This is a genomic window from Mycobacterium sp. (genome assembly GCF_035603715.1).
Classification (GTDB): Bacteria; Actinomycetota; Actinomycetes; order Mycobacteriales; family Mycobacteriaceae; genus Mycobacterium.
The window spans coordinates 1-10963 of record NZ_DATNJW010000068.1 but is presented as its reverse complement, the minus strand read 5'-3'; the positions used below and the strand labels follow the sequence as shown (position 1 = coordinate 10963).

Below are 10963 nucleotides of genomic sequence, written 5' to 3'. Positions count from 1 at the left end.
CGTGATGGTCGCGGCGCTGCTGGGCGCCGAGGAATTCGGTTTCGCCACCGCACCTTTGGTGGTATCGGGCTGCGTGATGATGCGCGTCTGCCATCTGGACACCTGCCCGGTCGGGGTGGCCACCCAGAACCCGGTGCTGCGGGAGCGGTTCAACGGCAAGCCCGAATTCGTGGAGAACTTCTTCCTGTTCATCGCCGAAGAGGTCCGCGAATACATGGCGCAGCTGGGTTTCCGCACCGTCAACGAGGCGGTCGGCCAGGTCGGCTCGCTGGACACCACGCTGGCCCGGGCGCATTGGAAGGCGCACAAGCTGGATCTGTCGCCAGTGCTGCACGAACCGGAATCGGCGTTCATGAACCAGGATCTGTACAACAGCTCCAAGCAGGACCACGGCCTGGACAAGGCACTGGACCAGCAGTTGATCGTGATGAGCCGGGAAGCACTGGACTCCCAGAAGCCGGTGCGGTTCTCCACCACGATCGCCAACGTCAACCGCACCGTGGGCACCATGCTCGGCCATGAGGTGACGAAAGCCTATGGCGGCCAAGGGTTGCCGGACGGCACCATCGACATCACCTTCACCGGTTCGGCCGGCAACAGCTTCGGTGCGTTCCTGCCGCAAGGCATCACGCTGCGGGTCTACGGCGACGCGAACGACTACGTCGGCAAAGGCCTGTCCGGCGGCCGGGTCGTGGTTCGGCCGCCCGACAACGCACCGAGTGACTACGTCGCTGAAGACAACATCATCGGCGGCAACGTCATCCTGTTCGGCGCCACCAGCGGCCAGGCATTCCTGCGCGGCGCGGTCGGCGAACGGTTCGCCGTGCGCAACTCCGGCGCGCACGCGGTGGTCGAAGGCGTGGGCGATCACGGCTGCGAGTACATGACCGGCGGCAGGGTAGCGATTCTGGGCAGCACCGGCCGCAACTTCGCGGCAGGGATGTCCGGCGGTATCGCCTATGTCTACGACCCCGAGGACGCGTTGGAAGCCAACCTCAACTCCGAGATGGTGGAACTGGAAGCGCTCGACGAGGACGACCTTGACTGGCTGCATGGGATGCTGCAGGCCCACGTGGATGCCACCGACTCCGCGGTCGGCCAGCGGATCCTGGCCGACTGGACCGGCGAGCAGCAACGCTTCGCCAAGGTGATGCCGCGCGACTACAAGCGGGTACTGGAGGCGATCGCCGACGCCGAGCGTACCGGCACCGACCCCGAAGAGGCGATCATGGCGGCCGCCAGTGCCTGATCCCAAGGGTTTCCTGAAATACACCCACCGCGAAACGCCGAAGCGCCGGCCGGTGGACCTGCGGCTCAAAGACTGGGACGAGGTCTACGAAGACTTCCCGCACTCGACCCTGCAGCACCAGGCGACTCGGTGCATGGATTGCGGGATTCCGTTCTGCCACAACGGTTGTCCACTGGGCAACTTGATTCCGGAATGGAATGACCTGGTTCGCACCGACCGGTGGCGCGACGCGATCGAGCGGCTGCACGCCACCAACAACTTCCCGGAGTTCACCGGTCGGCTCTGCCCGGCGCCGTGCGAGTCGTCATGCGTGCTCGGCATCAACCAGGATGCGGTGACGATCAAGCAGATCGAAGTCGAGATCATCGACAACGCTTTCGACGAAGGCTGGGTGGTTCCGCTGCCGTCCGAGCAGCACACCGGGAAGACGGTGGCCGTCGTCGGCTCCGGTCCGGCCGGTCTGGCCGCCGCGCAGCAACTGACCCGGGCCGGACACAAGGTGACGGTCTTCGAGCGCGCCGACCGCATCGGCGGGCTGCTGCGCTACGGCATCCCCGAATTCAAGATGGAAAAACGGCACCTGAACCGCAGGCTCGCGCAGATGGAGGCCGAAGGCACCGAGTTCCGCGCCGGCGTCAACGTCGGTGTCGACATCACCGCCGAGCAGTTGCGCTCCGACTTCGACGCGGTGGTGCTCGCCGGGGGGGCCACCGACTGGCGCGATCTGCCGATCCCGGGCCGCGAGCTGGACGGCATCCACCAGGCGATGGAGTACCTGCCCTGGGGCAACCGGGTGCAGGAGGGTGACGACGTCCTCGGCGCCGACGGTGAGCCACCGATCACCGCCAGGGACAAGAAGGTCATCATCATCGGCGGCGGCGACACCGGTGCCGACTGCCTGGGCACTGCGCACCGTCAGGGTGCGGCGAGCATCCACCAGTTCGAGATCATGCCGCGCCCACCGGACACCCGCGCCCCGTCCACGCCGTGGCCGACCTACGCGATGATGTTCCGGGTGTCCTCGGCGCACGAAGAGGGCGGCGAGCGTGTCTTCTCGGTCAACACCGAGGAATTCATCGGCCGGGACGGTCACGTCGCTGCGCTCAAGGTGCACGAGGTGACGATGCAGGACGGCAAATTCGTCAAGACCGAGGGCACCGACTTCGAGATCGAGGCCGATCTGGTGTTGCTGGCGATGGGTTTCGTCGGGCCGGAGCGCAAGGGCCTGCTGACGGAGTTGGGCGTCGAGCTCACCGACCGAGGGAACGTGGCGCGCGGCGCCAACTTCGAGACGTCAGTGCCGGGTGTCTTCGTTGCCGGTGACGCTGGTCGCGGGCAGTCGCTGATCGTCTGGGCGATTGCCGAGGGCCGTGCCGCGGCTGCCGGTGTGGACCGGTTCCTGATGGGCGAGACTGCGCTGCCGGCGCCGATCGCGCCCACCGCCGCCCCGCAACGCTAGTCACATTCGTCACAGCAGAAACATTTGATAAATTCTGCGGCGCGTCCTACACTGTTTGCCAGCCGAAGGCTGTCTAATAGTTCGATACGGGCGTCGCGGGGTGTGGGGCCCGGTTGAGCTGATCGACCGCAGGAGTTAGCGCTGTGTACATGAACCCGATGGCCCGTTCCCGGGTCGGCCGAATCGCCTGGTCATGGTTCCGCCACCCAGTTAAGAGCCGCGAATTCCCGGCAAAACTCGAGCGCCTGGTAACCGCGGACGAGCTGCTACGCTTCGGCGTCTAACCGCTCTCCGGACCGCTCGCAGATAACAGCGAGCGTTTGCTCGACGTCACCATTTCGTGACTTTTTGCGAGCTGCGAGAGATCTCTGCGGCATCTCTTGATCGCCGCACTGTCAGTCGTCCAACCGTATTCCAAGTGGGCGTTGTTAGCGTGCGCCGTCAACCGGCAACCGATTCACCTCTGCCGGCCGCTGGACGAACCCTCGCAGAAAGGCTGCTCATGACCTTCACGCCCCCTCCTGGCAACTTCCCGCCCCCGCCTCCTGGCAACTACCCGCCGCCGCAGGGATACCCGGCGCCGCAGGGATACCCGGCGCCCGCGGCGCTGCCCGCCGCCGCCTACACACCATGGATCACGCGGGTGCTCGCGACTCTGATCGATCAACTGCCCTACGCCGTCCTGCTGGGGATCGGTCTCGGCATCGAGGCCGCCACGCAGGAAACCGCCTGTGTGACGGATACTTCCGGGCTCAATCTCGGTGATGTGTGTGCGACCGGAAACTCCACGCTGGGCGTCGCGGCGGTCCTCGTCTCTGCGCTGGTCGGTCTCGTCTACGTGATCTGGAACTACGGCTACAAACAGGGCACCACGGGCTCGACCATCGGTAAGTCGATTCTCAAGTTCAAGGTCGTCAGCGAGGCGACCGGCCAGCCGATCGGATTCGGCATGTCCCTCGTGCGCCAACTCGCCCATGCCATTGACGGGATCATCTGCTACGTGGGCTTCCTGTTCCCGCTCTGGGACGCGAAGAGGCAGACGCTCGCCGACAAAATCTTGAACACCGTTTGCCTGCCCATCACCTGAATATCGGTGGGGCGTCTGCCCGCCCGAGATTTACGTGATCAGCCCCGAGTCGCGGATCGCCTCGGCCAACGGTTCCAGCACGGCCGGGTCGTGCGGAGGCGGGATGTACACGATCCCGAGATCGAGCCCTTCGGCGCCCAGCGCGGCGGCGTCCTCGATCACCTTCGCGTAGTTGAGGTCCGGCTCCAGACGCAGGTGCGCCGACTTGGTGATCTCCTTGGGGTCGCGCCCGATGTCCGCACAGTGCGACGCCAGCACGTCGCGCTTGTGGGCGAACATCTCAGGGGGCCCACCGGCGAAGTTCCAGTGCTGCGCGTAGCGGGCGGTGATCCGCAGGGTGCGCTTCTCGCCACTGCCGCCGATGCAGATCGGCGGGTGCGGGCGTTGCGGCCCCTTGGGTTCGTTGCGCGCGTCCTTGAGCTGGTAGAACTTGCCGTCGAAGTTGGTGGTCTCGTTGCTGAGCAAGCTGATCAGCACCTCGCAGGCCTCTTCGAACCGGTCGAAGCGCTCCCTGATGCTGCCCAACTCGATGCCGTAAGCGCCCGACTCCTCCTCGTTCCAGCCGGCCCCGATGCCCAGCTCGAGGCGGCCGCCGGAGATGACGTCCAGTGCCGCAGCCATGTTGGCCAACACAGCGGGATGCCGGTAGTGAATTCCGGTGACCAGGGTGCCCAGCCGGAGTCGCTTGGTCGCCTGGGCCAGCGCGGTGAGCGTGGTCCAGCCTTCTAGACACGGTCCGGTGCTGTCGCTGAAGATCGGGTAGAAGTGGTCGAAGGTCCAGCCGGACTCGAAGACGTCGATGTCGTCGGCGGCCTGCCAGACCGCCAGCATCTGTGCCCAGGTGGTGTTTTGGGGAGAGGTTTTGAACGCAAATCGCATGAACCCGACGGTAGTCCAGGTTTTGCAGTCGTGCCGCGACGGATTGCGCTACGACGTCAGCATTACCTTGTTGGCCGCCGGCCTGATCTTCCTGCTGGCTTTGGTGCTCGGGGTGTGGAAGTACCGCCAGGTGCTGGTGTCCGACGACCACCGCGCCCACCCATACGTCGACATCGCGCATCGGGCCGCGCTGCTGTACTCGTTCGCGACGCTGCTGGTCGCGGTGTTCGTCCAATTCAGCGCGTGGCCGGCCTGGGTCAACCTGACCGCGGCGATGGTACTGGTGTTCTTCTTCGTCGCAGCGATTCTCAGCTACATCGAGCACGGGCTGAAGCGCGACACCGACAATCAGTTCGCCCATCCCGATCGGGCGCTGCGGGTGGCGATGTTGGCGCTCGTCGTCGGCGAGGTCGGCGGCTTCGCGGTTCTGCTGGCCGGGTTCGTCGCCGGGCAATGGTTCTAGCCGGGCGAGGCACACTGAAGAGATGGACCCGGTAGCCGCTCTGCGACAGATCGCCTACTACAAAGACCGCGCTCGAGAAGACTCCCGGCGGGTGATGGCCTACCGCAACGCCGCCGACATCGTCGAGGGCCTCGACGACGCGGCGCGTGAGCGGCACGGCCAGGCCAACAGCTGGCAGTCGCTGCCGGGCATCGGACCCAAGACCGCAAAGGTGATCGCGCAGGCCTGGTCGGGCCGTGAGCCCGATGCGTTGGTCGAATTACGCTCGGCCGCTGAGGACCTCGGTGGCGGAGAGATCCGGGCGGCGCTACGCGGCGATCTGCATCTGCACTCGAACTGGTCGGACGGATCGGCGGACATCGAGGAGATGATGGCCACCGCGGCGTCGTTGGGCCACGAATACTGTGCGCTGACCGATCATTCGCCGCGTTTGACGATCGCCAACGGCCTGTCGCCGGAGCGACTGCGCAAACAACTCGACGTCATCGACCGGCTGCGCGAGCGGTTTGAACCGATGCGGATCCTGACCGGCATCGAAGTGGACATCCTCGACGACGGCAGCCTCGATCAGGAGCCGAAGCTGCTGGAGCGCCTGGACATCGTGGTGGCCAGCGTGCATTCCAAGCTGTCGATGGATTCCGCGGCGATGACCCGCCGGATGGTCCGCGCCGTCAGCAACGAGCATGCCGATGTCCTCGGCCACTGCACGGGCCGGCTGGTGGCGGGCAACCGCGGTATCCGGCCGGAGTCGTCGTTCGACGCCGAAGCGGTGTTCACTGCCTGCCGCGAGCACGGCACCGCCGTCGAGATCAATTCCCGGCCGGAACGCCGCGACCCGCCCACCCGGCTGCTGAACCTCGCGCTGGAGATCGGCTGCGATTTCAGCATCGACACCGACGCCCACGCGCCCGGCCAACTCGACTTCCTCGGCTACGGCGCCCAGCGAGCGCTGGACGCCGGCGTCCCCGTTGAGCGCATCGTCAACACCTGGCCGGTCGAGAAGCTGCTGGAGTGGACGGCATCAGTCGGGTAGGTGCGGCATCTCCAGCCCGGGATAGCGACCGACGAGTACGCCGCGAGTGAGCGCCGACTTCCCGTACCGCCGACGCACCTGGTCGACCGCCGCGTCGACGGCGGCGGGCTCGGCCCGCGTGGTGAATGGCAGCGTCAGTTGCTCGACGCCGTCGCGGTCGATCTCGGAGACCGCGAAGCCGACCAGCGTCAGTCCGCGTTCGGCGATCAGCGGGGCGGCCGCCGCGACCAGCCGTCGCGCCGTCTCGAGCAGGGCATGTGTCGAGCAGGTCGCCCAGGGCAGGGTGTGCGACCGGGTGACTCGGCCAAAGTCGTTGAACCGCAACCGCAATGTGACGGTCCGGCCGGTGCGCCCGGCGGCCCGCATCCGGCTGGCGATCCGGTCGATCAGGCCGATCACCACCGCGTCGATCTCGGCCGCCGTCATGGTGTTGCCGGCCCGGCCCAACGCGCGCTGGGCACCCACCGAACGCCGTCGCACACCCGTCGTCACCCGACGGCGATCGATGTTGCGCGACAGGGCGTACAGCTGCCGGCCCATCGCGCCGCCCACCATCGAGGCCAGCATCGACTCGCTGAGCTCCGCGACGTCGGAGACCGTGTCGATGCCGTGCGCACGCAGCTTGTCGGCGGTCACCGTCCCGACGCCCCATAACCTGCGAACCGGCAGCGGGTGCAGGAAGGCGAGCTCGCGACCGGGCGGAACCAGCAGCAGGCCATCGGGTTTGGCTTCCTGGCTGGCCACCTTGGCCAGGAACTTCGTCCGCGCGATACCGACGGTGATCGGCAACCCGACCCGGGCGCGGACGTCGCTGCGCAGCCGGGCCGCGATCTCGACCGGCGTCCCGGAGACCCGCCGCAGCCCGCCCACGTCGATGAATGCCTCATCCACCGAAATCGCTTCTACCAACGGAGACGTGTCGCGGAACACCTCGAACACCGCGTCGCTGGCTTGGCTGTAGGCCGCCATCCGGGGCGGGACCACCACGGCCTGCGGGCACAGCCGTCGGGCCTGGGCGCCGCCCATCGCGGTCCGCACGCCGTAGGCCTTGGCCTCGTAGCTGGCCGCCAGCACCACCCCGCCGCCGACGATCACCGGACGGCCGCGCAGGCCAGGGTCGTCACGCTGCTCGACGGACGCGTAGAACGAGTCGAGGTCCGCATGCAGGATCTCGGCCAATTGGCGGGGCGCGCGTGACACGAACATATGTTCGCATCAAGGGGTGACTACTGGAGCTGTTCTCCGTAGATGCTGGCCACCCAGATGTGAGTGAGGGTGTCCACCACTCGGTCGCGGTCGACGGCCGGACGCTCGGCCGATAGAGCGGCCATCATCGTGCGCTCGTTCATCTGATTCAGTGACGTGGCCAAATCGGCTGCCGGGATGGTCTCGGGCGCAGCGCCGCGTGCGCGCTCGGCTGTGATCAGCGCTGCGGTTTGATCGATCCACTTCTGCATGAACCCCGACCAGACCGCGCGGACCTCTGCGCTGTGGGCAACGGCTTCCGCACCGGCCCTGGCCACCGCGCGGTGCGAGTCGAAGGCAACGAAGAAGGCTTTGATTCCGGCCCGCCACACTCGCCGGGGGTCCGCGGGTAAGCGTTGCGCTGCGCCGTTGTATTCAGCGTCCGCGCGGGTAATCAGCGGCTCAAGCAGCGAAAGCAGCACGGCCTCTTTGGATTTGAAATAGAAGTAGAACGTCGGGCGGGACAAGCCGGCGCCCTTGGCCAGGTCGTCTACCGAGATATCGGCGAACGCGCGCTCTTCCAGTAACCGCTCGGCGGTGGTCAGAATGGCCAGCTCACGGTCGTCGCCTGACGGGCGCGCGGAGCGGCGGCCCCTGGAGGTGCGGCTGGAGCTGACGGTCGTCACCTGCGTTACTTTACACGGTGTTGAGTATTTCGACAGGGTGTTGACGCAGTCGACACGGTGTTGATAGCGTGTCGCCATGACTGAACATCTCGACGTTGTGATCGTCGGCGCCGGCATCTCCGGCATCAGCGCGGCCTGGCACCTGCAGGATCGCTGCCCGTCCAAGAGCTACGCGGTCCTCGAGCGCCGCGACGACCTCGGTGGTACCTGGGATCTGTTCCGTTACCCCGGCATTCGCTCCGACTCCGACATGTTCACCCTCGGGTTCCGGTTCAAGCCGTGGGAGTCCTCGACGTCGATCGCCGACGGTGCGTCGATCAAGGCCTACATCAAAGAGACCGCCACCGAGAACGGCATCGACAAGCACATCCGCTACCGGCACAAGGTGCTGGCCGCCGAGTGGTCGGACGCCGACAACCGCTGGACGCTGACCGTCGACAACAACGGCCAGCAGCAAGAGCTCACCTGTTCGTTCCTGTTCGCCTGCAGTGGTTACTACAACTACGACGAGGGCTACCTGCCGAAGTTCGAGGGCTACGACGATTTCGAAGGCACCACGATCCATCCGCAGCACTGGCCGGAGGATCTCGACTACGTCGGCAAGAAGATCGTGGTGATCGGGTCCGGCGCTACGGCGATCACACTGATTCCTTCGCTGGTGAAGTCGGGCGCCGGCCACGTGACGATGCTGCAGCGCTCACCGTCCTACGTCGGATCGCTGCCGCTGAGCGACCCGTTCGCCGAGCAGGCCAACAAGTGGCTGCCGACCAAACTCGCGCACGTCGCGAACCGGTGGAAGTGGATCGCCTTCAGCACCTTCCAGTACCAATTCTCCCGGAAGTTCCCGCGCCAAATGCGCAAGACGCTGCTGACGATGGCCAAGCGTCGCCTGCCGCAGGATTACGACGTCGAGAAGCACTTCGGCCCGAGCTACAACCCATGGGACCAGCGGCTGTGCCTGGCGCCCAACGGCGACCTGTTCAAGACCATCCGCAAGGGCCAGGCCGACGTCGTCACCGACACCATCGACCGATTCACCAAGACCGGCATCAAGCTCAACTCCGGTCAAGAACTCGAGGCCGACATCATCATCACCGCAACGGGTCTGAATCTGCAGCTGTTCGGTGGCGCCCAGATCCGGCGCAACGGCGCACCCGTCGAGCTCAACGACACGATGGCGTACAAGGGCATGATGCTGACCGGCATGCCGAACATGGCCTTCACCATCGGCTACACCAACGCGTCCTGGACGCTGAAGGCCGACCTGGTGTCCGAGTTCGTCTGCCGCGTCATCAATTACATGGACGAGAACCATTACGACACCGTGGTGCCGCAACACCCCGGGAACTCGGTCGACGAGCGTCCGCTGATGGACTTCACCCCCGGCTACGTGCTGCGGGCACTGGATTACCTGCCGAAGGCCGGCTCGGTGTCGCCGTGGCGGCTCAAGCAGAACTACTTCATGGACCTGCAGCTGATCCGGCGCGGCAAAGTCGACGACGAGGCGCTGAGCTTCACCAAAACGCCTGCGGTCCTGGCGGTTTAGCTGGGGCTGGCCGCGGCGACGATGACGATACCGTCATCGTCGCTGTAGGCGATGTCGCCCGGTACGAATTCCACCCCGCCGAAGCTCAGCGTAACGTCTCGCTCCCCGGCGCCGGTCTTCTCGCTCTTACGTGGGTTGGTGCCGAGCGCCTTGATGCCGATCTCCATCTCACGCAGCGCCGCGGCGTCGCGGACCGCGCCGTGCACGATCAGCCCGGCCCACTCGTTGGACCGAGCCAGCTCCGCGATCAGGTCGCCGACCAGCGCGGTGTGCAACGAGGCGCCGCCGTCGACCACCAGCACGCCGCCGTCGCCGGGCGTCGACAGGATCGACTTCAGCAGAGCGTTGTCTTGCGAGCAGCGGACCGTGGTGATCGGCCCGGCAAACTGCGTCCGCGCGCCGAACTGGCGGAATTGAACGTCGCAGCTGCGGACGTCGGGCCCGATGTCGTCGACCAAATCGGCCGTGGGCCGGAAGATCACAGTCACCGGCCCATGCTAGTCATCGTCGCGGCGGAGCTGACGGATCAGCAGTACGGCCAGCAGGCTGATCGCGATCGCCACCGCGAGCGGGAGCGGCGACCGGCCGCTCGACGACGGGCCGGCCTGTGCGGGCAGCGGGTTGGCGGCCGCTTCGATGGTTGACTTCGCATGCGCCGCAGCGTCTTTGGCTGCCGCGGCGAGCTGACCGTTGGTGTCGGGCGCTACCGGAGCGATCTTCTTGGCCGACGCCTTCTTAGCGGGCGCCTTTTTCGCAGGAGCCTTACTGGCGGGTGGCTTTTTCGCCGCTGCCTTTTTCGGGGCGGCGTGCTTTTTGGCGGCCTTTGCCGGTGCCGCTTTCTTCGCGGCTTTGGCGGCGGCCTTTTTTGCGGGCGCTTTGCTGGCGGGCGCTTTCTTGGCCGGCGGCTCGGGCGGTTCCTTGGCCGCCGGCTCCGACTCCTTGGCGGGTGGCGGGGGTGGCGCCGTGTCCGCGGGCGGCGGGGGCGTGCTCAGGGGTGGTTCAGGCGCGGGGTCGGGCGTGTTGTCCGGTCGATCCTGCGGGTCTGCCATCCGGCTGCTCCTTTGCCGTTTCTTGTCGGGTTGCCCGGCCCGGTGGAGCCGATTCCATCATGCCAGGGCTACGTAGATGGTTTCGCTGCCTTGGGTCAAGCCCTGTTTCGGATGGACCACAGCGCCCCGCCGCCCACCAGGACCACCGCGCCCAGGACGAAAGGCCAGATCGGGACGGCGTCGGCCGAGTCGTCCGCGGGCTGCGCGGCCGGCCCGGGCGTGCCAGTGCCGGCGGCTGTCAGCCGGAATGACCATGACCCCGACACCACATGCCCGTCGGCCGATGTCACCCGGTAATTGACCGTGTAGTCGCCCGCCGGACCCAAC

The 10963-nt window shown here is 66.5% G+C and carries 12 protein-coding genes; 6 read left to right on the top strand and 6 right to left on the bottom strand.

Features of this window, described 5'->3' with window-relative positions; genetic code table 11:
* From VN856_RS02790 to VN856_RS02780, 3 genes are all read left to right on the top strand, one after another.
* Positions 1 to 1249: glutamate synthase-related protein (locus tag VN856_RS02790; RefSeq protein WP_325685927.1), on the top strand; the 1249-nt coding region annotated here is incomplete at its 5' end.
* Entirely contained in the window at positions 1242 to 2708 is a 1467-nt protein-coding gene (locus VN856_RS02785) for a glutamate synthase subunit beta (RefSeq protein ID WP_325685925.1), read from the top strand. The genes VN856_RS02790 and VN856_RS02785, both read left to right, overlap by 8 nt.
* 502 nt (positions 2709 to 3210) lie before the next feature.
* Positions 3211 to 3795: an RDD family protein gene (locus VN856_RS02780; RefSeq protein ID WP_325685923.1), complete on the top strand. Its 585-nt coding sequence runs from the start codon at positions 3211 to 3213 to the stop codon at positions 3793 to 3795.
* 30 nt (positions 3796 to 3825) lie between these two features.
* On the opposite strand, the gene VN856_RS02775 is transcribed toward VN856_RS02780, so the two are convergent.
* Positions 3826 to 4674, bottom strand: coding sequence for an LLM class F420-dependent oxidoreductase (locus VN856_RS02775; protein ID WP_325685921.1), 849 nt, complete (start codon positions 4672 to 4674; stop codon positions 3826 to 3828).
* Here VN856_RS02775 and VN856_RS02770 point away from each other — a divergent pair.
* Both VN856_RS02770 and VN856_RS02765 read left to right on the top strand, forming a co-directional pair.
* The gene (locus VN856_RS02770) at positions 4673 to 5137 is read left to right on the top strand and encodes a hypothetical protein (protein WP_325685919.1); all 465 of its coding nucleotides are present in this window, start codon (positions 4673 to 4675) and stop codon (positions 5135 to 5137) included. The genes VN856_RS02775 and VN856_RS02770 overlap by 2 nt on opposite strands.
* 22 nt (positions 5138 to 5159) lie before the next feature.
* Complete coding sequence (locus VN856_RS02765; protein WP_325685917.1) at positions 5160 to 6170, top strand: PHP domain-containing protein; 1011 nt, start codon at positions 5160 to 5162, stop codon at positions 6168 to 6170.
* On the opposite strand, the gene dinB is transcribed toward VN856_RS02765, so the two are convergent.
* Positions 6159 to 7376, bottom strand: coding sequence for a DNA polymerase IV (gene dinB, locus VN856_RS02760; protein ID WP_325685915.1), 1218 nt, complete (start codon positions 7374 to 7376; stop codon positions 6159 to 6161). The genes VN856_RS02765 and dinB overlap by 12 nt on opposite strands.
* Positions 7377 to 7396: 20 nt before the next feature.
* Positions 7397 to 8041 (bottom strand): TetR/AcrR family transcriptional regulator, encoded by a 645-nt coding sequence (locus VN856_RS02755; protein WP_325685913.1) that lies wholly within the window; start codon positions 8039 to 8041, stop codon positions 7397 to 7399.
* Between the two features lie 76 nt (positions 8042 to 8117).
* Here VN856_RS02755 and VN856_RS02750 point away from each other — a divergent pair, with 76 nt between their 5' ends.
* Positions 8118 to 9587 carry an NAD(P)/FAD-dependent oxidoreductase gene (locus VN856_RS02750; protein ID WP_325685911.1) on the top strand — a complete coding sequence of 490 codons (1470 nt, stop codon included), beginning with the start codon at positions 8118 to 8120 and terminating at the stop codon, positions 9585 to 9587.
* Here VN856_RS02750 and rraA read toward each other — a convergent pair.
* The 3 genes from rraA to VN856_RS02735 form a co-directional block, all read right to left on the bottom strand.
* Positions 9584 to 10075, bottom strand: coding sequence for a ribonuclease E activity regulator RraA (rraA, locus tag VN856_RS02745; RefSeq protein ID WP_325685910.1), 492 nt, complete (start codon positions 10073 to 10075; stop codon positions 9584 to 9586). The two genes, VN856_RS02750 and rraA, sit on opposite strands and share 4 nt — an antisense overlap.
* 9 nt (positions 10076 to 10084) lie before the next feature.
* Entirely contained in the window at positions 10085 to 10636 is a 552-nt protein-coding gene (locus VN856_RS02740) for a nucleoid-structuring protein H-NS (RefSeq protein ID WP_325685908.1), read from the bottom strand.
* 95 nt (positions 10637 to 10731) lie between these two features.
* On the bottom strand, positions 10732 to 10963 hold a 232-nt coding region (locus VN856_RS02735; RefSeq protein ID WP_325685906.1), incomplete at its 5' end, for a copper resistance protein CopC.

Excerpts from the sequence above, each read along its gene's own strand:
- VN856_RS02770 (WP_325685919.1), top strand. The coding sequence starts at position 4,673 with ATGAACCCGACGGTAGTCCAGGTTTTGCAGTCGTGCCGCGACGGATTG.
- VN856_RS02740 (WP_325685908.1), bottom strand. The coding sequence starts at position 10,636 with ATGGCAGACCCGCAGGATCGACCGGACAACACGCCCGACCCCGCGCCT.
- VN856_RS02765 (WP_325685917.1), top strand. The coding sequence starts at position 5,160 with ATGGACCCGGTAGCCGCTCTGCGACAGATCGCCTACTACAAAGACCGC.
- dinB (WP_325685915.1), bottom strand. The coding sequence starts at position 7,376 with ATGTTCGTGTCACGCGCGCCCCGCCAATTGGCCGAGATCCTGCATGCG.
- VN856_RS02750 (WP_325685911.1), top strand. The coding sequence starts at position 8,118 with ATGACTGAACATCTCGACGTTGTGATCGTCGGCGCCGGCATCTCCGGC.
- VN856_RS02780 (WP_325685923.1), top strand. The coding sequence starts at position 3,211 with ATGACCTTCACGCCCCCTCCTGGCAACTTCCCGCCCCCGCCTCCTGGC.
- VN856_RS02775 (WP_325685921.1), bottom strand. The coding sequence starts at position 4,674 with ATGCGATTTGCGTTCAAAACCTCTCCCCAAAACACCACCTGGGCACAG.